Origin of the sequence: Microbacterium proteolyticum, assembly GCF_014192415.1 — a bacterium.
Classification (GTDB): domain Bacteria; phylum Actinomycetota; class Actinomycetes; order Actinomycetales; family Microbacteriaceae; genus Microbacterium; species Microbacterium proteolyticum.
Genome location: NZ_JACHXY010000003.1, coordinates 464,008 through 486,751, shown reverse-complemented (window position 1 = coordinate 486,751; position 22,744 = coordinate 464,008). Strand labels below are relative to the sequence as shown.

Sequence of the window (22,744 nt, the reverse complement as noted above, 5' to 3'; positions counted from 1 at the left end):
CCCGAGGTGTCAGCGCTCGGCGCGAGCCAGGTTCTGCGTCAACTCTTCGGCGTTCTGTCGCACGACGTAGGCCGGCTGATCGCGCTCGACTCGCCAGCTCTCGCTGAGCGGACCGACGTTGACGGTGTCGAAGCCGAACTCGTCGTAGACGCGGGTGACGAGGGCGACGGCCTCGTCGGAGTCGCTGGAGGTGGCCAGGGCGCGACGGTTCTCGCTGCCGGCGGGGGAGCCGTCGGTGAGGATGTCCGCGGCCATGATGTGGTTGAACGCCTTCACCACGTGCGACTGCGGCAGGTGGTCCTGAAGCATCTGCGAGGTGGTCGTCTTCTTCTCGTCGAGTTCGGAGATCTGCCCGTCGCGCTCGAAGTAGTAGTTGTTGGTGTCCAGGACGGTCTTGCCGGCGAGAGGGGCGACGGGCACCTCGGCGATCGCCTTCAGCGGCACGGTGACGACGACGATGTCGCCGGCTTCGGCGGCATCGTGGGCCGTTGCCGCGCGCGCGTTGTCGCCGATCGACGAGACGAGGCCGGTGAGGGTCTCGGGCCCCCGGGAGTTGGCGATCACGACGTCATAGCCGTTCTTCGCGAAGCCCTTTGCGAGCGCCGAGCCGATGTGTCCTGCTCCGATGATTCCTACGGTTGTCATGCTGGGCTGCAACGGCGCTCGCGGGGGAGGCATTCCCGGCTCCGGGCGAAAAACTAGCGGCATAAGTATTTAGCACTCCGAGCTACCGTCGTCAACCGGTCGATCGGCGGGGACGGCACGATTTATCGTCATGTTGTCGCACCCTCACGCGAGTGGTCGCCGGCCGGTGTTCGGGTCACCGTCCTGCTTGACCTGTGAGGGCGACGGCCCCCGGTGGACGCGGCTTCGGACCACCGGGGGCCGCTTTCTTCTCCGGGCGTCGCGCTCTTCGCCGGGTGCGTTTCGTCGAGCATCCCGCGAGTGGAAGACTGGTTGGTCGGTGGCGCTTCGCCGCCGTGGACCGTCTTGCGAAGGAACCTCGAGCCCGTGACCTCCGACACCCGCCCCGTCCGCTCCACCCGGTTCTACGTCGTCTGCATCGGCGTGGGTCTCCTGGCCGGTCTCCTGTCCGGGCTCTTCGGCGTGGGCGGCGGCACCGTCATCGTGCCTCTGCTCGTGCTCCTGCTCGGTTTCGACCAGCGGCTCGCGGCGGGGACCTCTCTCGCGGCCATCGTGCCCACCGCATCCGTCGGCGTCATCTCCTACGCGGTGCACGGGTCGGTGGCGTGGCTTCCCGCCCTCATCCTCGCCGCCGGTGCCGTGATCGGTGCGCAGATCGGCACCTGGCTGCTCCCGAAACTGTCGCAGACCGCGCTGCGGTGGTCGTTCGTGGCGTTCCTCGCCGTCGTCATCGTCAGCCTCTACTTCGTCGTGCCCTCGCGTGACGCCGAACTCGTCCTGACCTGGGTCACCGGACCGCTGCTCGGGGTGCTCGGCGTCATCACCGGCATCTTGGCGGGCCTCCTCGGCGTCGGCGGCGGCATCGTCGTCGTGCCCGCGCTCATGCTGCTGTTCGGCACCAGCGACCTCATCGCCAAGGGCACCTCGCTGCTGATGATGATCCCGGCGGCCGTCTCGGGGACCGTCGGCAACCTCCGTCGATCCAACGTCGACCTGCGGGCGGCGGCGTTCGTCGGTCTCGCGGCCTGTACGACGACCGCGCTGGGCGCCTTCATCGCCACGCTCGTCGACCCGCTCGTCGGCAACATCCTCTTCTCGGTGTTCCTGGCCTTCATCGCCGTGCAGATGGGGATCAAGGCCGTCCGCGGTCGTCACCAGCGCTGAGAGAGCGCCCGGTCGCGTCGATAGACTGACCCGATGCCCGTGAATCCCGAACTGGTCGGTCGCGCCTTCCCGCCGACCGCTCCGTATCTGGTCGGTCGAGAGAAAGTGCGCGAGTTCGCGCGCGCCGTCTTCGCCGACGCCCCCCAGCACGTCGACCCCGAGGCGGCTCGCGCGCTCGGGTACGCCGACGTCGTCGCGCCGCCGACGTTCGCCATCGTCATGCAGGACATCACGCTGCAGCAGATGCTGGCCTACCCGGAATCCGGCATCGAGCTGTCGCGCGTCGTGCACGCCGAGCAACGTTTCCGCTACTCGCGCCCCATCGTCGCCGGCGACGAACTCGTCGCGACGCTGTCGGTCGCGGGTGTCCGCGCGATGGGCGGCAACGCCATGGTCACGATGGAGGCGGAGGTCGTGGATGCCGACGGCGCCCACGTCGTGACCACTACCAGCATTCTTCTCGTGGGGGATTCCGACGCATGAGCGACTTCACCGTGGGCCAGATCATCGCCGAACGCTCCGTGCACCTGACGCGCGAGTCGCTCGTGCGCTACGCGGGGGCGTCGAACGACTTCAACCCCATCCACTACAACGACGACGTCGCCGCGGCCGTGGGACTGCCGGGTGTGCTCGCGCACGGCATGCTCACGATGGGCATCGCCGTCGGAATCGTCTCCGACGCGCTGGGCGACCCTGCTCGCATCGCGGAGTGCGGCGTGCGCTTCACCCGGCCCGTGGTCGTGGACACCGAGACCGGCGCCGACATCCACGTGAGCGCCAAGGTCGGCGCTGTCGACGACGACGCCGCGCGCATCGACCTCACCGTCCGGTTCGCCGACACCTCCGTGCTCGGCAAGGCGCAGGTACGGGTGCGGGTGAACTGATGCCCGAGGTCGCCCCGATCCCGCTGTCGCGACTGACGACCCTGCGCACCGGAGGGGAGCCCGCCCGTCTGGTCGATGCGCACTCCGCCGACGAGCTGGTCGCCACCCTTCGCGAGGTGTGGGCCGAGGGCGAGCCGTGGTTCGTGCTCGGCGGCGGGTCCAACATCTTCGTGGACGACGAGCCCTTCGACGGCACCGTCATCCGCGTGCGGTCGACCGGCATCGAAGAACTGCCCGGGTCTCATGACGCCGCCGTGCGCCTGCGGGTGCAGGCCGGCCACGATTGGGATGCGCTCGTCGCCGAAACCGTCGAGCGCGGGTTCGCCGGCATCGAGGCCATGTCGGGGATCCCCGGTACGGTCGGCGCCGCGCCGGTGCAGAACATCGGCGCCTACGGGCAGGAGATCGAGCAGACCCTCGTCGAGGTGGAGCTCGTCGACGAGGCGAGCGGCGAGGTGTCGGTCGTTCCCGCGTCCGACCTCGGCCTCGGGTTCCGCACCTCCGTCCTCAAGCAGCACTACGGTTCCACCCCCCAGCGCTCCGCCGTCATCCTCTCGGTGACGCTCGAGCTCGCGCGGGTCGGTGACGGCGAACGCCCGATCGCGGGCGAACAGCTGCGCTCCGCCCTGGGGTTGGACGCCGCCGACACCGTGTCGCTGCGCTGGATCCGCGACCACGTCCTCGCCACCCGTTCGCGCAAGGGCATGGTCCTCGACGCCGAAGATCCCGACACCTGGAGCGCCGGCTCCTTCTTCCAGAACGCCGTCGTCTCCGAGGCGTTCGCCCGGACGCTTCCCGCGGCGTGCCCGAAGTGGCCCATGTCGCCCGAGCTCGACCCCGTCAGGGTGATCCCGTTGGCCGCGTTCGACGGCATCCTCCCGCCTCCCCCCGTCGAACAGCGCGAGGTGAAGGTGAGTGCGGCCTGGCTGATCGAGAATGCCGGGCTCTCCCGTGGTTTCCGCTTCCCGCGCTCGCGCGCGGGCCTGTCGACCAAGCACACGCTCGCGCTGACGAACCGCGGCGAGGCCACGGCCGCGGAGATCGCCGAACTCGCCCGCTTCGTGCAGAGCCGGGTGGCGTCGGAATTCGGCCTCGTGCTGCAGCCCGAACCGGTGCTGGTCGGCGTCGAGCTGTAGCGCGTCCTCTGCGCGTTTCGAGCCTCGGCGACCCTGAAGGCGGAGGACGGAGCGAGGGCGGCGGGGAAGCGGGGAATCGGCATCCGTCATCGTGCCCGCAACCGGACACTCTCCGTGCCAGCTCTCCACAGGGAGAAGCGTGAGGGGTCAGGACTTGTCGCCGATCTTTCAGCTGAGCGACAGAGATCGACCCCTCACGCGACGTGCGGCGGGCGGCGCGGACTCAGGCGAACAGACGCTGGAGGCGCTGCACGCCCTCGAGGAGCTGCTCGTCGCCGAGCGCGTACGACAGGCGCAGGTACCCGCTGGGGCCGAACGCCTCGCCCGGGACCACGGCGACCTCGGCCTGCTCGAGGATGAGGTCGGCGAGCTCCAGCGAGGTGGCGGGGGTCACGCCCCCCCACTCGCGGTTCAGCAGCCCCCGCACGTCGGGGTAGACGTAGAACGCGCCGAGGGGGTTCGGCACCTCGACGCCGTCGATCTTCGACAGTTCCGACACGATCAGACGGCGGCGGCGGTCGAACGCCTCACGGAACTGCTCGACCTCGTCCTGCGGCCCGTTCAGGGCTGCGGCGGCGGCGCGCTGAGCGACGTTGTTGACGTTGCTCGACAGGTGCGACTGCAGGTTGGCGGCGAGCTTCATGGCATCCGCCGGTCCTACCATCCAGCCCACGCGCCAACCGGTCATGGCGTACGTCTTGGCGACGCCGTTGAGAAGGATCGTCTGCTCCGCGAGCTCGGGAACGGCCTCGACGATCGACACGGCGCGGACGCCCTCGTAGGTGAGGTTCTGGTAGATCTCATCGGTGATGACCCAGATGCCGTGCTCGAGAGCCCAGCGGCCGATCTCGGCGGTCTCCTCGGCGGTGTAGACCGAGCCGGTCGGGTTCGAGGGAGAGACGAAGACGAGCACCGTCGTCTTGTCGGTGCGGGCCGCCTCGAGCTGGGCGACGGTGACCTTGTAGTCCTGGTCGGCGCCGGCGAACACCTCGACCGGCGTTCCGTCGGCCAACGCGATGGCCTCGGGGTAGGTGGTCCAGTACGGAGCCGGCAGCAGGACCTCGTCGCCGGGGTTCACCACGGTCTGGAACGCCTGATACACCGCCTGCTTACCGCCGTTGGTCACGATGACCTGCGACGGGGCGACCTCGAGGCCGGAGTCGCGCAGCGTCTTGGCCACGATCGCCTCGCGAAGGACCGGCAGACCGGCGGCGGGGGTGTAGCGGTAGTTCGCCGGGTTCTGCAGCGCCTCGGCTGCGGCATCCACGATGAACGAGGGGGTCGCGAAATCGGGCTCTCCGGCCGCATAGGAGATCACCGGACGGCCGGCGGCCTGGAGGGCCTTGGCCTTGGCGTCGACCTTGAGGGTCGCGGACTCGGCGATGGCGGACAGCTTGCGAGAGAGAGGAGCACGGGAAGTCACGGACCCGAGCCTAGTGTTCCGATCCCGGCGCGCCGAGGGGTGGATCGCCGATCCCACCCACCGCAGGGAGGGCGGGAGGAGCATCAGGATGCCGACCACCGGCGCCCCCATCGAGATCGCCCGCGCGCGGCGTCAGCACGACACACGGGTCGGTTACCGTGAGCGGGTGACCGCCACCACGCCCCTCCGCTCCCGACGCCGGGGACTCGGCTCGCTCCTGCGGCTGGGAGCTGCGACCGCCCTCGTGGGCGTGGGCGCGGGTCTCGCCGTGCTGTTGCTGGTCTGGACCGTCCACAGCCTGGAGCATCTCGTGTGGGGTCACGAGGAAGGGCCGTTCCTCGACGGCGTCGCCTTTCCCGACCCCTGGTGGCTTCCGATCGCGACGGTCGGCGGGGCCGGCGTCGTCGTCGCCACCGGGTGGTACCTGCTCCGCCGGTTCGGTCGGCGCCTCGCCACGGTCGAGCAGGGCGTCGACGGGGCGCCGATGCCGTGGTGGGAGACCCTCGTGGACTCCGTCCTCCAGGTGGGGTCGGTCGCGATGGGAGCGTCGATCGGCAAGGAGGTCGCGCCGCGCGAGTTGTCGGCGATGGCGGGGTCGAAGATCGTGCGGTGGTTCCGCCTCGACGCCCGGTGGTGCCGCATCCTCATCGCCGCCGCCGCCGGAGCCGGTCTCGCCGCCGTCTACAACGTGCCCCTCGGCGGTGCCCTCTTCGCCATCGAGATCCTGCTCGCGCAGTTCAGCGTCGGCGCTGCGGTGGTCGCGCTCGCCGCCAGCTCGATCGCGACCCTCGTCGCACGGCCGCTCGTGGGGGACGGGTCGTTGTACTCCGTGGCATCCGTCGAGGTGAACGCCTCGCTGATCGTCGCCGCGATCCTCATCGGACCTCTGATGGGCTGGGGGGCGTCGAGCTTCTCCGCCGTGACCAAGACGCTCGCGCGGTTCCGTCCCGAGGGGTGGCGGCTGCTGGTCGTCCTGCCCGTCGCGTTCGCGGCCGTCGGAGCGCTCGGTGCGGTCTTCCCGCTCATCCTGGGCAACGGTCGCGCGTTGGCTGCGGTCGGCTTCGACCTCTCCCAGCCCGCGCTCCTGCTCGTCGCGCTCGCCGCGATGAAGTACGTCGCGACCTCCGTCTCGCTCGGAGCGGGGGCGATCGGCGGCACACTGCAGCCGTCGGTCGCGATCGGCGCGGCGCTGGGCGCGGCGGCGGCCGCCGGCTGGGGGTTCGTATGGCCGGGAGCCGATGGCACGGCGTTGGCGATCGTGGCGGCCGCCGCCTTCCTGGCATCCACGATGCGTGCGCCCTTCACTGCGATCGCGCTCGTCATCGAGTTCACCGACACGGGCTTCACGCTGCTGGTGCCGATCTTCCTCGCCGTGGCGGGCGCGCTCGCGGCCTCGCGTCTCACTTCGCGCGAGAGTCTCCGGCGTTTCGCGCCGATCGATCCGGCGCGGGCGTGACGTCACGGGTCGCCCCCCGCAACCACCACCGGCGCGACGACGTCTCGACCCATTACTCGGACAGTCGCAGCGCCGCCCACAGCTCCGCGCGGGCGGCGAACGACGACAGATCGCGCTCGGCCACGCGCTCGGCCTGGGCGATGCGGGCGCGCACGGTGTGGCGGTGGATGCCGAGCGCGTGCGCCGTCGCCTCGTGGGAGCAGTCGTTCGTGAGCCAGGCGTCGAGCGTGTCGACCAGCGCGGAGCCCTGTTCGGCGTCGTGGAGCCTGAGCGGTGCGAGGCTTCCCGCGGCGACCGTCCGCGCCGCTTCCGAGCCGAGGGCGGCGATGAGCCCGGCGCGGGCGGTGTCGGCGAAGTCGGCGATTCCGGGCGTCGACACCCGATCCCGTGCGGTGCGCGCCTGGCTGAGGGCGCGCGAGAACTCGTCGTAACCCGTCGGGGTCGAGCAACCGATCACCGTCTCGAACCGGTCGGCGATCTCGGCGAGCAGCTCGCGTGCGCCCGACGGCACCACGACGACCAGGCCGTCGTCGCCCCGGCCGAAGAACACCTCGCCGCGGTGCTCCTGTGCGCGTCGCTCGAGCCATTCCGTGAGCGCGGTGGAGCGGGCGGATGCCGCGGGGGTGAGGGCGACGACGACAGGGGCGGCGGGTAGCGGGCCGAGGAGATCGCGCGCGGCGCGGCGGGCGAGAGCGGGGCCGTCGCCGATCAACGACTGCACGAGGCCCGCGCGGAACATGCTGATCGCCCGGCCCAGACCGTCCTGCTGCTCCAGCGCGAGCGCGGCCATCGCCACCACCGCGGTCACGACGCTGCGGGCCTCGTGATCGAGGTCGGAGGCTTCGATCGCGAGGGCGCCGCGGAGGTGGCCGCCGCGACCGAGCGTCTGCACGGTCACCGACGTGTCTCCGACGCGGATCGCACCGGCGGCCCGCGTTCCCCGGCGCAGCATCGCGGTCACCTCGGCGGCGACGGCATCCACCGCCGCCGACGCCAGGGTGCCCGCGGGGTGGGCGTCGCGGAGGGCCCCCGCGGCATCGAAGAGCCCCACCCAGCACCCGAGCTGACGCGACAGCTCGGCGAGGGTGGCCGAGAGGCCGTCAGGGCGCAGCGCGGCGAGCGACACGGCCCGCTGCGCCGCGAGCGACCAGCTGCGGCGGGCGTAGGCATCGGCGGCGATCGCCTCGGCGCCCGCGCGCGCCACCGCGATGAACGGCGTGCGGTACGGCACCTCGAACAGCGGCATCCCGGCCGCCACGCACGCCTGCGTCAGAGCCGGGGGGATGCCGTTTCGCACCACTTCCGTCCCGAACCCCAGGGCGCGCACGCCGCGGGCGACCAGTCGTCCCACGTACGCGGTGTCGTCCGCCGCGATCGCTCCGGTGAATTGCGTGCCGGTGGTCAGCAGCACCAGTCCCTCGCTGAGGAAGGGGGTCGGGTCGGCGAGATCGCTGGAATGCACCCAGCGCACCGGTCTGTCCATGCTGCCGGGGGCGAGGTCGTGCTCGTCGACGACGAGGCGCAGGTGCAGGTCGCGCCGCGCGAGCAACGCGCGCAGGCTCGCCGGCGCGACGGCGGTGTCGGCCATTCTTCCTCCTGTACAAGACGTATACGTCGGTCCGAGTGACTGTACAGCCAGGAGAGTGCGGGGCGTGTCGCGGCGTCCGTAGCATCACCGCCATGAGCCTCGACACCCTCCCCACCGTCGGCGGTCCGTCCCTCGCCCAGGAGCGACGACTCGTCACCGCCATTCCCGGCCCCCGTTCGCAGGAGCTTCTCGATCGCAAGGCCGCGGCCGTGGCATCCGGTGTCGGACACACCGTCCCCATCCACGCGGTCGCCGCGGGCGGCGGAGTCGTCGTCGACGCCGACGGCAACTCCCTCATCGACCTCGGTTCGGGCATCGCCGTCACGAGTGTCGGCAACGCCCACCCCGCCGTCGTCGCCGCCGTGCAGGAGCAGGTCGCCGCCTTCACCCACACGTGCTTCATGATCTCGCCGTACGACTCCTACGTCGCCGTCGCGGAGGCACTGAACCGCCTGACCCCCGGTGACCACGCCAAGAAGAGCGCGCTGTTCAACTCCGGCGCCGAGGCCGTCGAGAACGCCGTGAAGATCGCCCGCAAATTCACGGGACGTCAGGCGGTCGTCGCCTTCGACCACGCGTACCACGGCCGCACCAACCTCACGATGGCGCTGACTGCGAAGAGCATGCCGTACAAGAGCGGCTTCGGTCCCTTCGCGGCGGAGGTGTACCGCGCCCCGCTGTCGTACCCGTTCCGCGACGGCCTGTCGGGTCCCGAGGCCGCGGCGAAGGCCATCTCGCTGATCGAGAAGCAGGTCGGCGCCGACAACCTCGCCGCCGTCATCATCGAACCCATCCAGGGCGAGGGCGGCTTCATCGTGCCCGCCGACGGGTTCCTGAACGCGATCGTGGACTGGTGCCGCGACAACGGCGTCGTCTTCATCGCCGACGAGGTGCAGTCCGGCTTCGCCCGCACCGGTGCGATGTTCGCCAGCGAGCACTTCGGCATCGTCCCCGACCTGGTCACCACCGCCAAGGGCATCGCCGCGGGACTGCCCCTGGCGGCCGTGACGGGGCGAGCCGAGATCATGGATGCCACCCACACGGGCGGCCTGGGCGGCACGTACGGCGGCAACCCGGTCGCGTGCGCCGCGGCGCTGGCATCCATCGACGCATTCGAGAACGAGGGGCTCATCGAGCGGGCGCAGCAGATCGGCGATCTGCTCACGGGCCGGCTTCGCGACCTGCAAGCGGGTGACCCCCGCATCGGCGACGTGCGCGGCTACGGCGCCATGATCGCGGCGGAGTTCGTCGACCCCACCACGGGCGCCCCCGATGCCGCCCTGACCTCGGCCGTGGCGAAGGCCGCGATCGCCGAGGGCGTGATCGTGCTCACGTGCGGCACCTACGGCAACGTCATCCGGTTCCTGCCGCCGCTGTCGATCGGCGACGAGCTGTTGAACGAAGGCCTCGACGTCGTCGCGGCCGCCCTGTCGCGCAACTGACACTCGTCCCGGCGGTGGCGGAGGAGCACGCGCGGATCCGCCGCCGTCGGGGCCACCCACGACATTCCCGAACGAACGACAAGTAAGGACGCTTCCATGGACGAGATCACCCGAGACGTCGTCGTCATCGGCGCCGGCGCCGCCGGTCTCACCGCCGCCAACGACCTGCGCAAGGCCGGCCTCTCGGTCGCCGTCCTCGAGGCGCGCGACCGCGTGGGCGGTCGTCTGTGGACCGACGTGATCGACGGCGCGATGCTGGAGCTCGGTGGGCAGTGGGTGTCGCCCGACCAGCAGGCGCTCATCGACACCGTCGCCGACCTGGGCCTGTCGACCTACAGCCGCTATCGCGAGGGCGACAGCGTCTACGTCGGCGCCGACGGCGAGGCGAAGCGCTTCACGGGAGAGATGTTCCCGGTGGCCGCATCGACCGAGCAGATCATCGACGAGATCACCGCGCGGCTGGATGCCATGGTGGCCGAGATCGACCCCGACAAACCGTGGGAGCACCCCCGCGCCGCGGAGTGGGACAAAGTCTCGTGGGACGCGTGGCTGCGCCAACAGACCGACGACGACGAGGCCGTGCGCAACCTCGCCTTCGCCACGGGCTCGGCGATGCTCACCAAACCCACGCACACTTTCTCTCTGCTGCAGTCGCTTCTCATGGCGGCATCCGCGGGGTCGTACTCGCATCTCGTCGACGCCGACTTCATCCTCGACAAGCGCGTCGCGGGCGGCCTCCAGCAGGTCCCCGAGCTGCTCGCCGAGCGCCTCGGCGACGACGTCTTCCTGAACCAGCCGGTGCGTCGCATCGTCTGGGGCGCCGACTCCGCGACGCCGGATCGCCCCGCCGACACGGGCCAGCGGGTTGCGGATCTCCAGGCGTTGACCGCTCGTGTCGAGGCCGCGGCATCCTCCTCCGACGGCGTCACGGTGATCGCCGACGGCATCACCGTCCGAGCCCGCTTCGCCATCCTCGCCCTGGCCCCCGTGCTGTACTCGCGCATCTCGTTCGAGCCGCCGCTGCCGCGCCTGCAGCACCAGATGCACCAGCACATCTCGATGGGCTTCGTCATCAAGGTGCACGCGGTGTACGAGACGCCGTTCTGGCGCGAACAGGGCCTGTCGGGCACCGCGTTCAGCCCCTACGAGCTGTGCCACGAGGCGTACGACAACACCAACCACGGCGACGAGCGCGGCACCCTGGTCGGCTTCGTGTCGGACCAGAACGCCGACGACCTGTTCCGCCTGAGTGCGGAGGAGCGAAAGGAGCGCATCCTCGAGTCCCTCTCGCGCTACTACGGACCCGCCGCGAAGGCGCCGGTCGTCTACTACGAGAGCGACTGGGGCACCGAGGAATGGACCCGGGGCGCCTACGCGGCGAGCTTCGACCTCGGTGGCCTGCATCGCTACGGCGCCGATCAGCGCCAGCCCGTGGGCCCGATCCACCTCGCATGCAGCGACATGGCAGGGGCCGGCTACCAGCACGTCGACGGCGCGATCCGCCAGGGTCACCGCGCCGCCGACGAGATCCTCGAGCGGATCCGCGGATGAGCGGCGACCGGGTAGTCGTCGGCTACGCGGCCACGACCGCGGGCGCCGACGCCCTCGCGCTCGGCGCGCGTCTGGGCGCGGCGCTCGACGCCCCCGTTCACGCCGTCGTCGTCCTGCCGTCGGCGGAGGGCAACGTCTCCATCCCGACCGATGCGTCCTACGAGCGTCTCGTCGAAGACACCGCACGCGGGTGGCTGCGGGACGCGCTCGCGTCGTTCCCCGGCATCCGGGGCCACGTCCGACACGCCTCCGCCGTCTCGGACGGTCTCGTCGCCGCCGCAGAGGAGTTCGACGCCGGGGTCATCGTCGTCGGCACCGGCGGGGGAGGCCCGCGCGGTCGTCACCGCCTCGGCACCACGGCCGAGGAGCTCGTGCACTCGGCCCCGGTCCCCGTCGCCCTCGCGCAGGAAGGGGCGCGCGAGATCGACCCGGGCGTCGGCCTTCCGCGCGTCACCGCCGCGATCGGCACCCGCCCGGGCGCCGACGTGCTCCTCCGCACCGCAGCGACCGTCTCGCGCCGCACCCACGCGCCGCTCCGGCTGGTCTCCCTCGCCGGTGTCGACCTGCCGAACCGCGTCGACGCCGGCCTCACCCGCCTCACCGGCCAGACGCACGCCGCGAGCGTGCTCGATGCGGCGCGCGCGACGCTTCCCGTCGAAGTGCCGGCCGAGGCCGTCGTGGGCACCGGCAGCGACATCGAAGACGCGGTCTCGCACATCGACTGGCAGCCCGGCGAGATCGCGCTGGTCGGATCGAGCCGTCTCGCCCAGCCCCGTCGCCTGTTCCTCGGCTCCACCGCGGGGCGGATCCTGCGCGCCCTGCCCGTCCCCATGATCGTGGTGCCTCGCACCCAGGAGGTCTCGTCATGACCGAAGCGCCCCACGGTTCGAGTGCATCTCCCGACAGCGCCGTCACCACAGGCATCTCCAACAAGGGCCTGCGCGTCGGCTCGATCGGCATGATCGGTGCCGTCGTGATCGGCATCTCCACCATCGCCCCGGCGTACACGCTGACCGGCGCCCTCGGTCCCACGGTCTCGGCCGTCGGCTTTCAGGTGCCGGCGATCATCCTCGTCGGCTTCATCCCGATGCTGCTCGTCGCGCTCGGCTACCGCGAGCTGAACTCCCGGATGCCGGATGCCGGGACCTCGTTCACCTGGGCGGCGCGGGCCTTCGGCCCCTGGGTCGGCTGGATGGCGGGCTGGGGCCTGGTCGCGGCCACCGTGATCGTGCTGTCGAATCTCGCCGGCATCGCGGTCGACTTCCTCTTCCTCCTCATCGCGCAGGTGACCGGCAATGCCGAGATCGCCGAACTCACGCGCGTGGTGCCGATCAACATCGCGGTGTGCCTGCTGTTCATGTTCCTGGCGACGGTGGTGTCGTACCGCGATCTGCAGACGACGCAGCGCCTGCAGTACGGCCTGGTCGGGTTCCAGATCCTCGTGCTGCTGGTCTTCGCCGGTGCCGCCGTGATCGAGATGATGAGCGGCAACGCGTTCGACGCCAGCCCCGTACAGGCCTCGTGGTTTAACCCGTTCGAAGTGGAGTCGTTCAGCTCCTTCGCCGCAGGGCTCTCGCTGTCGATCTTCATCTTCTGGGGGTGGGACGTCATCCTCACCATGAACGAGGAGACGAAGGATCCCGATCGCACCCCGGGTCGCGCCGCCACCGTCACGGTGTTCCTCATCGTCGCCCTGTACCTCTTCATCGCCGTGGCGCTGCTGATGTTCGCCGGCAACGGCACCGGTGAGCTGGGGCTCGGCAACGAAGACATCCAGGAGAATGTCTTCTTCCACCTCTCGGGCCCGATCCTCGGACCGCTCGCGTTCCTCGTGTCGCTCGCGGTCCTCACCAGCTCGGCATCCTCGCTCCAGGCGACCTTCGTGGGGCCCGCGCGGACCCTCCTGGCCATGGCGCACTACGACGCGCTGCCGAAGAAGTTCGCGAAGGTGAGTCCGCGGTTCTTCACCCCCGGCTACGCCACGATCGTGTCGGCCGTCGTCGCCTCGGCGTTCTACGCGATCATGCGCGTGCTGAGCGAGAACGTACTGACCGACACCATCACGGCGCTGGGTGCGATGATCTGCTTCTACTACGGCCTGACCGCGTTCGCGTGCGTCTGGTACTTCCGCAAGCAGTGGTTCGACTCGGTGCGCAACGTGTTCCTGACGCTGCTGGCCCCCCTGATCGGCGGCGGCATCCTGGCGGTGCTGTTCGTCACCACCCTCATCGACAGCGCGAGTCCCGACTACGGTTCCGGCTCGCAGATCGCCGGCGTCGGCCTGGTGTTCGTCATCACCGTCGTGATCATCGTCGTCGGGGTGGTGCTGATGATCGCCCAGCGCATCAAGAGCCCCGCCTTCTTCCGCGGTGAGACCCTGGGTCGGGAGGCACCCGCCAGTGCCCGCCGCCGCCGCACGTCCTGACACCGAAACGACAAGGAGCACCATGAGCGACTACGCCGTCGTCAACCCCGCCACGGGGGAGACCCTCGCCGAGTACGACACGCTGACCGACGCCGGAGTCGAGGACGCCCTGGCATCCGCCCAGGAGGCGTACCGCGCGTGGTCGCGGACCGACCCGGCCGAGCGGGCCGATGCGCTGCGCCGCGTGGCCGACCTGCACCGCGAGCGCCGCGACGACCTCGCCGCGATCATCGTGCGCGAGATGGGCAAGCCGCTCGAGGCGGCGCGGGGCGAGGTCGATTTCGCCGCCGACATCACCGAGTACTACGCCGACGTGATCGACAAGATCACCGGTGACACCCCGCTCGACATCCTGGGCGAGGGCTCGGCCGTGATCCGCCGCTCACCACTGGGCGTGCTGCTCGGCATCATGCCGTGGAACTTCCCCTACTACCAGGTCGCCCGGTTCGCCGCCCCGAACCTCGCCGTCGGCAACACGATCCTGCTCAAGCACGCCCCCCAGTGCCCGGAGTCGGCCGAGGCCCTGCAGGCGATCTACCGCGACGCGGGGCTGCCGGACGGCGCGTACGTCAACATCCGAGCGACCAACGACCAGGCGGCGACCATCATCGCCGACCCGCGCGTGCAGGGCGTGTCGGTCACCGGCTCGGAGCGTGCCGGTGCCGCCGTCGCCGAGATTGCCGGCCGCAACCTCAAGAAGGTCGCGCTGGAGCTCGGCGGTTCCGACCCGTTCATCCTGCTGTCCACGGAAGACCTGGATGCCGCCGTGCAGGCCGCCGTCGACGCGCGCCTCGACAACAACGGCCAGTCGTGCAACGCCGCCAAGCGATTCATCGTGATCGACGATCTGTACGACGCGTTCGTGGAGAAGTTCTCGGCCGCGCTCGGCGAGGCGAAGGTCGGCGACCCGTTCGCCGACGACACCGTCCTCGGTCCGCTGTCGTCGCTCGCCGCCGCCGAGCGTCTCGACGAGCAGGTGCAGCGCGCCGTCTCCCAGGGCGCGACGGTGGAGGTCGGCGGAACCCGCGACGGCGCGTTCTACCCCGGCACCGTGCTGACGGGCATCACGCGCGACATGGACGCGTACGGCGAGGAGTTCTTCGGCCCCGTCGGGAGCGTCTACCGGGTCGCCGACGAGGAGGAGGCGATCGAGGTCGCCAACGGTACGGGCTACGGGCTCGGCTCCTACGTCTTCACCACGGATGCCGAGCAGGCGCAACGCATCGCCGACCGGATCGAGGCCGGCATGGTCTACGTGAACGTCGTCCTCGCCGACTCGCCCGAGCTGCCGTTCGGCGGGGTCAAGCGCAGCGGCACCTCGCGGGAGATGGGCCTGCTCGCAGCCGACGAGTTCGTGAACAAGAAGCTCATCCGCACGGCCTGATCGCACACGGGTTAGGGGGCGCCGACCGGCGCCCCCTCTTCTGTGTGCGCTTCGTGTCGGACGGGGGTTCGCGAAAGGGGCGATTTCGCGGGCGATGTTGCGGTGGACGCGGGATGAACGCCGAGTGGCGAACGAAGATGCACCCGCACGTTTCCGCATGCGTGCGGGTCTCGCGTCTCCGGAGCGACCGAAAGGCGGATGCCATCGTGTGCTCGGCTCGCCGCAGCGGCGCGCCTCGTTACGGAGGGTTCCATGTTCTTTCGACCACTGATCGCCCGTGTGGGCAGGGCGTTCGCGGCCTCGTTGATACTCGTCGTCGTCCTCGCGGCGGGTGTCGTTTCATCTGCACCGGCGGCGCACGCCGACAACGCGGCCACATGCGCGTACGACGTGTGCGACGTCGTCATCAATGCCTCGTGGGGCGCCGTGTGGGAGTCGAGGCCGGCTCAGGATGCCGTGTGGTGGGGCGATCGCACGAACGATGCGAGGTTCAGTTTCCAGGACGTCGGTGACGGATCGGTCTACATCCGCGATGTCCGTGGCCGATGCATCTCCGCGGACGACGATGACGCCGTCCGAACCGTCCCGTGTACGGGAGCGGTCGGACAGCGCTGGTACTTCCAGAACTCCGACGACAACACCTTCGTTCTCCGCCGCGTCGGCGGCAACGACGGACGCCCCGACGATCGCTGCACGGAGATGATCCGTCGGACGTGGCCTTCACGGAGCCCGATGGAGATGCATTCCTGCCGCAGCAGTGAGATCTTCCGACAGCACTCGTACTTCGAGGGATGGGACAAGTCGCGCAACGCCGAGATCACCGGAGCCGTTCAGGCTCGGGCGACCCGGTGGGCCTCGGGGCAGTGCGAACAGGCCGCACAGGTGACGTGCTCGTACGCGCCGGGCGCGACGTCGGAACCTGCTCTGACCGCACCGGAGATGATCGGGCACCCGGCGCACAACTTCACACAGACGCCCGTGCCGACGACCATCCAGGTCTCGGAGGCGAAGTCCGTCACCACGAGCTTCGGGTACACGTACAAGTACTCGGTCAAGTTCTCAGCGGGTATCGAGGGGTTCGCCAAGACCGAATGGACGGTTGAACAGTCGTGGAACGTCGGCAAGGCGTGGACAGACACGAAGACGCTTTCGCAGAGTGTGACGGCGATGGTTCCCGCCAACGGGGTGGCCTGGATCGCCTACGCCCAGCTGACGCGCACGGTCACCGGAACCGTCACGTTCGTCGTGAAGGACACGAACCAGAGATGGACCGACCAGGCGACGGCGACCTTCCCGGCGATGGATTCGGCGGACAAGCGCAGCCAGCTCTTCGTCTGCGATGACCGCTCCACGCAGAAGATCTGTCTCGACAGCAGTCCCGTCGCTCGCGCGAACGAACGCGCCCGCGGCGCCGCCCCGACCGCTTCCGTCGAGTGGCTCACGACCGTCAACGACGGTGATCACGTGTGTACGGGAACGGCGGTGTCCGACTCCTGGGTGATGACGGCCACGCAGTGCGGGGCGAGATCCGTGCACTATCCGACGAAGGACGGGCGCGGCATCGACGCGAGCGTCGACCGGATCGTCGACTCGCCCTCCGGGGGAGTGCGCATGGTCCACCTCTCCCAGAAGGTTCCGCTCGGCTCCTACCCGAAGATCGACACGACCAGTGTCGTCCCCGTCGGACAGGCGCTCCAGCTGTACTCGGCGGGTAGCCCGGCCGACCCCGTCGCCATCGTCGTGGACGGTGCGGCGGATTCGACCGAGCGTGACCAGCTCGGCGGCGGAGACCTGCTGATGGTGCGTACCACCGCGAGTCGTGCAACGGTGTCCGACCTTGGAGCACCCGTGCTGCTGAACGGGCAGGTCGTCGGCGTCCTCCAGGTGTCGAAAGAAGGCGGCTCGTCCACGCGCAATGGCTACGCGACGGCTCGCAGTTCGAGCGCGACCGTGACGTCCGTGCTGGACCCGAAACCGTCGCCGTCGCCGTCGGTTCCCGCGAAGCCGTCGCCGTCCCCGACGGTCCCCGCGAAGCCGTTGCCGTCGCCGTCGGTTCCCGCGCAGCCGTCGCCGTCTCCCTTGAGCACCCCGGTGGATGCCGATGCGGGCGTGCAGCAGTTGTCCGCCGTGGACGGCCTGGTGACCCTGACCGTGAGCCATGATCTCTTCATCTCCCGGACCCGGCTCATGATCTGGGCCGACGAGAAATACGCGGGCGAGATGTACGACGGTAACGCCTACTACCTCGGCATGCGGATCAACGCCGATCAGTCGGTCTCCGTGTTCGCCCGGGTCGATCCCGGCGCGGTCGTGCGGGTGGGGACTCACGCCGGTGTTCCCGGGTGGGGTGCGACGATGAAGACGACAAAGATCGTCCGCGCAGCACTGAACGGCGCACCCCCGCGTGTGCAGCGGACGAAGTCAGGGAACGTCGAGGTCGCACTGCCCGCCTCGGTCGTGGCATCCGCCCGGCGCGTGATGATCTTCGTCAACGGGAAGTACGTCGGCGAGACCTGGAACGGTCATCGGTACTACCTCGCGTCCCGCAACGACGGAGCCGCCGTGATCGTCACGCCGCGCGGCACCTTCGCGCCGGGCGACAAGGTCGAGGTCCGGCTGGCGACGGGCACTCCCGGCCAGTCCTTCGCGGACTATGCAGTGGTGATGCGCCAGACGTTGTAAGGCTCGACCCGACCGGTCGCCGTCGGCCACTTGGGAGTGGGCGGCGGTGGCCGGTCGGTGTCCTCCGGTTCGCCAGGCTGCAGCACATGACATAGACTGGGCAGTGCAGTCGAAATCTGCACTCTTTCGCTGTGCCCCCGGGTACACGGCATCCCTCCCCGAGGAATTCCAGGCGGAAGCGCGCCGGTTTCGCACCCTGGATCCCTCGGGATCTTAGGGCGGTAGCTCAATTGGCAGAGCAGCGGTCTCCAAAACCGCAGGTTGCAGGTTCGATTCCTGTCCGCCCTGCGCACAGCGCACGCTGGCACAGACACAGACCAAGGTGGTTCGATGACGCAGGACGAGGCGAGCGGCGAAATCGTCGCCGAGCGCGGCGCCCCCCGCGAGAAGAAGTTGAACTTCTTCGCGCGGATCGCCCTCTTCATCCGTCAGGTCTTCGCAGAACTCCGCAAGGTCGTCACGCCGACGCGGCAGGAGCTGTTGAAGTTCACCGCCGTGGTTCTCGGTTTCGTCGTCGTCATGATGGCGATCGTCTATGGCCTCGACGTGCTGTTCGTGTGGATCACCACCGCCGTCTTCGGCGTCCCCGGTACCGCCGGCGCCTGACCGGCGTTCGTGCGGACGTGCGGCGCCAAGAGCGGCCGCCTCTGAACGGAAGAGATCACAGTGTCTGAAAGATATGTCGACGACGCCGATTGGGCGACGGCAGCCGAGCAGTCCAGCGAGGACGACGAAGCCCAAGAGGGCAACGTGCTCGAGTCTCAGGAGCGCGCCTCCGACTCGGCTGAGCACTCCGCCGTGCACATCGTGGACGACGACGATGAGGTCGACGACGCCGACCTCAGTGACATCGACATCACCGACCCGGAGGCGGACGCGATCGTGAACGACGCTCTCGAGATCGACGAGACCAGCGAGGCCGAGGCCGCCGCCGAGGTCCTGAACGACTCCCTCGCCGAGGAGCAGGCCGAAGAGGCCGCCGAAGCCGCCGACGAGGTCACCCCTTACGACGGCCCCGACGTCAACGGCGAGCCCGACGAGCCCGTGCTCGACGAGGACTTCGTCGACGAGGTCTCCGCCGCGGCGAGTGTGGTCGACGAGGTTGAGGCCGGCGAGTCCGCCGCCGATGCGCCCACCGACCTCGACTCCGAGGACGACGAAGACGCTGACCCCTACGAGGCGTACCGCACCGAGCTGCGGTCGCTCCCAGGCAAGTGGTACGTCATCCACTCCTACGCCGGGTTCGAGCGCAAGGTGAAGGCCAACATCGAGCAGCGCAAGTCGACGCTCGAGGTCGAGGACGACATCTACCAGGTCGAGGTCCCCATGGAGGACGTCGTCGAGATCAAGAACGGCCAGCGCAAGATGGTCAACCGCGTGCGCATCCCCGGCTACGTGCTGGTGCGCATGGACCTCAACGAAGACACCTGGTCGGTCGTTCGTCACACCCCCGGCGTGACCGGCTTCGTGGGCAACGCCCACAACCCCACGCCGCTGCGCTTCGACGAGGCGTTCAACATGCTGAAGAGCCTGGTCGAGGTCAAGGAGTCCGCTCCCTCCAAGGCCGGTGCCGCCAAGGGTTCGGCAACGACGCAGCGCGTCATCCCCGCCGAGGTCGACTTCGAGACCGGCGAGACGATCACGATCAAGGAGGGCTCGTTCGCGGGTCTTCCCGGCACGATAAGCGAGATCAAGCCCGAGAGCGGCAAGCTCACCGTGCTCGTGTCGCTCTTCGAGCGCGAGACCCCCGTCGAGCTGTCGTTCGATCAGGTCACCAAGATGGTCTGACGCCCCGCGCGTCTCCCGAACGCCCCGCCCGGCTCCCTCCGGCGGGGCGTTCGTCGTTCTGGCCCGTCACTCGGTCGTCCACGTCGTCCACGTCGTCCACGTCGAGAAACGCTCTCCGCGGGAGGAAACGCCTTGTCGTGTTGTTTCTGCGAGCGGATGCCGTTTCTCGGTGTCGTGAGGCCGTGCCGCGCTGTGTGCAGCGCGTGCCGGTAGGTCGTTGAGAAACGCTCTCGGCGGGAGGAAACGCCTCGTCGTGTTGTTTCTGCGTGCGGATGCCGTTTCTCGGTGCGCGTGACGGTGCCCCGGCGTGGAAGCGCAGTTGGTCGCGGTCCTCCCCGTCGAGAAACGCTATCCGCCGGAGGAAACGCCTTGTCGTGTTGTTTCTGCGAGCGGATGCCGTTTCTCAGTGTCATGTCGGCTCTCGCAGCAGCTCTCGGCAGCTCTCAGTAGCTCGTAGCAACCCGCAGACGCGGGCGTCGCGCAGCGGGCGATGGTGCGGACGGTCGGCGGGGACGCGTCACCACGAGCGAGGATTGCGCGCGACAGCCCGCAGGTTGGCGGAGTCGGAAGCGTCGGTGAGAGGGAGCCCCGCCGCGAGAAGAGCGTCGCGCATGCCATCGACACCGAGTGCATCGGCGTACTCCCATCGAGCGACCCGCCACCCGATCCGACGGAGGGCGTCTTCGCGGCGCTTCTCATCGCGCAGTACAGCCGCGGTCGAGTCGCCCGAGGAGTACTTGCCCCAGCCATCCACCTCGCCGAGCACGCGGAATTCGGGCCAGCACAGGTCGGACCGGTACCGCCTGGCCCCTATGCGATGCTCAGCTTGCAAGATCGGCGCCGGGAACCCGCACCACTGCGCGACGGCGCGGCTGATGGACTCGGCCGGCGACTCCGCGGCGCCGTCGGCGGATGCGAGAACCCACTGCAGCCGTCGTCGGCCACGGATGCTTCGCTGACCGTCGGCGATCTCGCGAAGTCGGTGGGGAGTCACTCCGTGCACACGGATCGCGGCGTCGGCAACCGCCAGCCCCAGCGCTGGGGGCAGGCATCGGACGAGGTCGATCGCGGTGTCCGCGGCTGTCGTCACGCGGATGCCATCGATCTCGACCGTCGCGCGCGAGTCGAGACTCGTGTGTGCCACGACGTCTCCGTGCACCAACGACTTCGACCGCCGAGCGTCGAAGAGGTGGATCATGCGCGGGTGGCCGAAGAGGGGGAGCCCCAGCAGCGCCGCGGCCGACTCGTGGGAGAAGACGGCGCGCGGGTGGTCGAGCGCATAGGCGTGCACCCGCGTGAGGTAGCGATCCCATTCGGGGAGGGCCTCCCAGGCAGTGCGCTCGACATAGATGCCGGACCGCACACGCCGCAGTGATCTGTCTGCGTGCGGGTACTGCCCGACCAGCGCCGCGTCGACTGCTCGCATCAGCGGAAGCGGTGCCGGGCGCGCAGACGTGTCCATGCGCCGAGGATGGCATGCTCGCGATGACGCCCGCGGCCGCCTGTGGATAAGCGCGTGAGGACGTGGGCTCGGCGTCCATACCCGACGAGAAACGCGATTCGCCGGGAGAAACGCCTTGTCATCCTGTTTCTTCCCGCCGATCGCGTTTGTCGCGACCACAGCGCGCGCCCGAGCGCCGTCATATGGGCGCAACGCGACGAGGGCGCAACGCAACGGGAGCGCAACGCGACGCGGGCGCAACGCGACGGGGGAGCACCGCGACGGGGAGGGGCCGTGGATGCCGGACGGCGCGACGTCGCGTATGATGGGGAGGTTGCGTGCGTCAGCGCGTAACGACCGCTGCCCGGAACCGCCGGGTGTGCGGGAGAGAGGGAGCCGCGAGGCCCCCGCTCGAGAGAGGAAAAGGATATGGCACCCAAGAAAAAGGTGACCGGCCTGATCAAGCTCCAGATTAAGGCGGGCGCGGCCAACCCCGCGCCGCCGATCGGTCCGGCGCTCGGTCAGCACGGCGTCAACATCATGGAGTTCTGCAAGGCCTACAACGCGGCGACCGAAGCCCAGCGCGGCAACGTCATCCCCGTTGAGATCACGGTCTACGAAGACCGCAGCTTCACCTTCATCCTGAAGACCCCGCCCGCGGCGGAGCTCATCAAGAAGGCGGCTGGCCTTGCCAAGGGCTCGTCCACGCCCCACACGGTCAAGGTGGGCAAGCTCACCAAGGACCAGGTCCGCGAGATCGCCACCACGAAGCAGCCCGACCTGAACGCGAACGACATCGAGGCCGCCTCGAAGATCATCGCCGGCACCGCCCGTTCCATGGGCATCACGGTCGAGGACTGAGGGAGATAACAATGGCTACCAAGTCCAAGGCATTCCGCGCCGCTGCTGAGAAGATCGCGGCCGACACGTTCTACACCCCGACCGAGGCCGTCGCCCTCGCGAAGGAGACCGGCTCGAAGAAGTTCGACTCGACCGTCGAGGTCGCGCTGAAGCTCTCGGTCGACCCCCGTAAGGCCGACCAGATGGTCCGCGGCACGGTCATCCTGCCCCACGGCACGGGTAAGACCGCGCGCGTCATCGTCTTCGCCAACGGCCCCGCGGCCGAGGCGGCTCTGGCCGCCGGCGCCGATGAGGTCGGTGGCACCGACCTCATCGAGAAGGTCGCCGCCGGCTACACGTCGTTCGACGCCGCCGTCGCCACGCCCGAGCTCATGGGCCAGGTCGGTCGCCTCGGTAAGGTCCTCGGACCCCGCGGCCTCATGCCGAACCCCAAGACCGGCACCGTGACCCCCAACCCGGCCAAGGCCGTCGAGGAGATCAAGGGCGGAAAGATCGAGTTCCGCGTCGACAAGCACGCCAACGTGCACTTCGTCGTCGGCAAGGCGTCGTTCTCGGCCGAGCAGCTCGACGAGAACCTCAAGGTCGCTCTCGAGGAGATCGTCCGTCTGAAGCCCTCGAGCTCGAAGGGCCGTTACATCCAGAAGGGCGCCGTCTCGACCACCTTCGGTCCCGGCATCCCGCTGGACGTCAACGTCATCGCCTGACGTCTGCGTCACCCGGAAGCCCCGCCGCGCCTCGTGCCGGCGGGGCTTCCGCATGCCCCGCCCGAACGCGCGGCTCGCGCGCCCGCACCCGCACCGCCGAAGTGGCTCGCGCACCCACACCGCCGCAGCGGCGCCCGCACCCGCACCGCCGAAGTGGCTAGGCGCCCGCC

Annotated in this window: 19 protein-coding genes and 1 tRNA gene; 16 read left to right on the top strand and 4 right to left on the bottom strand. The window is 69.6% G+C overall.

The window, feature by feature from the left end:
• Positions 1 to 9 precede the first annotated feature (9 nt).
• Positions 10 to 678, bottom strand: coding sequence for an NADPH-dependent F420 reductase (locus tag FHS07_RS14375; protein ID WP_425488161.1), 669 nt, complete (start codon positions 676 to 678; stop codon positions 10 to 12).
• Between the two features lie 312 nt (positions 679 to 990).
• Between FHS07_RS14375 and FHS07_RS14370 the strand changes: the two genes are divergently transcribed.
• Genes FHS07_RS14370 through FHS07_RS14355 form a run of 4 tightly spaced genes read left to right on the top strand, consistent with a single transcriptional unit; the run spans position 991 to position 3,829 of the window.
• On the top strand, positions 991 to 1,809 hold the full coding sequence (locus FHS07_RS14370) for a sulfite exporter TauE/SafE family protein (protein ID WP_221189569.1): 819 nt from the start codon (positions 991 to 993) through the stop codon (positions 1,807 to 1,809).
• A 33-nt stretch (positions 1,810 to 1,842) separates the two neighbouring features.
• Positions 1,843 to 2,292 (top strand): FAS1-like dehydratase domain-containing protein, encoded by a 450-nt coding sequence (locus tag FHS07_RS14365; protein WP_183420572.1) that lies wholly within the window; start codon positions 1,843 to 1,845, stop codon positions 2,290 to 2,292.
• On the top strand, positions 2,289 to 2,693 hold the full coding sequence (locus FHS07_RS14360) for a MaoC/PaaZ C-terminal domain-containing protein (RefSeq protein WP_183420571.1): 405 nt from the start codon (positions 2,289 to 2,291) through the stop codon (positions 2,691 to 2,693). Before FHS07_RS14365 ends, FHS07_RS14360 begins: the two co-directional genes overlap by 4 nt.
• Entirely contained in the window at positions 2,693 to 3,829 is a 1,137-nt protein-coding gene (locus FHS07_RS14355; RefSeq protein WP_183420570.1) for a UDP-N-acetylmuramate dehydrogenase, read from the top strand. Before FHS07_RS14360 ends, FHS07_RS14355 begins: the two co-directional genes overlap by 1 nt.
• Before the next feature lie 223 nt (positions 3,830 to 4,052).
• Here FHS07_RS14355 and FHS07_RS14350 read toward each other — a convergent pair whose 3' ends face one another.
• Complete coding sequence (locus FHS07_RS14350) at positions 4,053 to 5,252, bottom strand: aminotransferase class I/II-fold pyridoxal phosphate-dependent enzyme (RefSeq protein WP_183420569.1); 1,200 nt, start codon at positions 5,250 to 5,252, stop codon at positions 4,053 to 4,055.
• An 88-nt stretch (positions 5,253 to 5,340) separates the two neighbouring features.
• Here FHS07_RS14350 and FHS07_RS14345 point away from each other — a divergent pair, with 88 nt between their 5' ends.
• On the top strand, positions 5,341 to 6,708 hold the full coding sequence (locus tag FHS07_RS14345) for a chloride channel protein (protein ID WP_183420568.1): 1,368 nt from the start codon (positions 5,341 to 5,343) through the stop codon (positions 6,706 to 6,708).
• Positions 6,709 to 6,760: 52 nt separating this feature from the next.
• On the opposite strand, the gene FHS07_RS14340 is transcribed toward FHS07_RS14345, so the two are convergent.
• A complete protein-coding gene (locus FHS07_RS14340) occupies positions 6,761 to 8,296 on the bottom strand; it encodes a PucR family transcriptional regulator (protein ID WP_183420567.1) in 1,536 nt (511 codons plus the stop codon).
• Positions 8,297 to 8,388: 92 nt separating this feature from the next.
• Between FHS07_RS14340 and gabT the strand changes: the two genes are divergently transcribed.
• From gabT to nusG, 9 genes are all read left to right on the top strand, one after another.
• Positions 8,389 to 9,738, top strand: a complete 1,350-nt coding sequence (gene gabT, locus FHS07_RS14335) for a 4-aminobutyrate--2-oxoglutarate transaminase (protein WP_183420566.1) — start codon at positions 8,389 to 8,391, stop codon at positions 9,736 to 9,738.
• 96 nt (positions 9,739 to 9,834) lie between these two features.
• Positions 9,835 to 11,289: a flavin monoamine oxidase family protein gene (locus FHS07_RS14330; RefSeq protein ID WP_183420565.1), complete on the top strand. Its 1,455-nt coding sequence runs from the start codon at positions 9,835 to 9,837 to the stop codon at positions 11,287 to 11,289.
• Positions 11,286 to 12,158, top strand: a complete 873-nt coding sequence (locus tag FHS07_RS14325; protein WP_183420564.1) for a universal stress protein — start codon at positions 11,286 to 11,288, stop codon at positions 12,156 to 12,158. The genes FHS07_RS14330 and FHS07_RS14325 overlap by 4 nt, the downstream gene beginning before the upstream one ends.
• Entirely contained in the window at positions 12,155 to 13,714 is a 1,560-nt protein-coding gene (locus FHS07_RS14320) for an APC family permease (RefSeq protein ID WP_183420563.1), read from the top strand. The genes FHS07_RS14325 and FHS07_RS14320 overlap by 4 nt, the downstream gene beginning before the upstream one ends.
• Before the next feature lie 22 nt (positions 13,715 to 13,736).
• Positions 13,737 to 15,098 (top strand): NAD-dependent succinate-semialdehyde dehydrogenase, encoded by a 1,362-nt coding sequence (locus FHS07_RS14315; protein ID WP_183420562.1) that lies wholly within the window; start codon positions 13,737 to 13,739, stop codon positions 15,096 to 15,098.
• A gap of 252 nt (positions 15,099 to 15,350) precedes the next feature.
• The gene (locus tag FHS07_RS14310) at positions 15,351 to 17,780 is read left to right on the top strand and encodes a hypothetical protein (protein WP_183420561.1); all 2,430 of its coding nucleotides are present in this window, start codon (positions 15,351 to 15,353) and stop codon (positions 17,778 to 17,780) included.
• A 215-nt stretch (positions 17,781 to 17,995) separates the two neighbouring features.
• Positions 17,996 to 18,068: transfer RNA gene (locus FHS07_RS14305), tRNA-Trp, on the top strand.
• Positions 18,069 to 18,110: 42 nt separating this feature from the next.
• Positions 18,111 to 18,386 carry a preprotein translocase subunit SecE gene (secE, locus tag FHS07_RS14300; RefSeq protein ID WP_183420560.1) on the top strand — a complete coding sequence of 92 codons (276 nt, stop codon included), beginning with the start codon at positions 18,111 to 18,113 and terminating at the stop codon, positions 18,384 to 18,386.
• A gap of 60 nt (positions 18,387 to 18,446) precedes the next feature.
• A complete protein-coding gene (gene nusG / locus FHS07_RS14295) occupies positions 18,447 to 19,568 on the top strand; it encodes a transcription termination/antitermination protein NusG (RefSeq protein WP_183420559.1) in 1,122 nt (373 codons plus the stop codon).
• Positions 19,569 to 20,085: 517 nt separating this feature from the next.
• On the opposite strand, the gene FHS07_RS14290 is transcribed toward nusG, so the two are convergent.
• Complete coding sequence (locus FHS07_RS14290; RefSeq protein ID WP_183420558.1) at positions 20,086 to 21,030, bottom strand: hypothetical protein; 945 nt, start codon at positions 21,028 to 21,030, stop codon at positions 20,086 to 20,088.
• Positions 21,031 to 21,438: 408 nt separating this feature from the next.
• Here FHS07_RS14290 and rplK point away from each other — a divergent pair, with 408 nt between their 5' ends.
• Positions 21,439 to 21,870 (top strand): 50S ribosomal protein L11, encoded by a 432-nt coding sequence (gene rplK / locus FHS07_RS14285; RefSeq protein WP_013585556.1) that lies wholly within the window; start codon positions 21,439 to 21,441, stop codon positions 21,868 to 21,870.
• 11 nt (positions 21,871 to 21,881) lie between these two features.
• Complete coding sequence (gene rplA, locus FHS07_RS14280; RefSeq protein WP_183420557.1) at positions 21,882 to 22,574, top strand: 50S ribosomal protein L1; 693 nt, start codon at positions 21,882 to 21,884, stop codon at positions 22,572 to 22,574.
• Positions 22,575 to 22,744 lie beyond the last annotated feature (170 nt).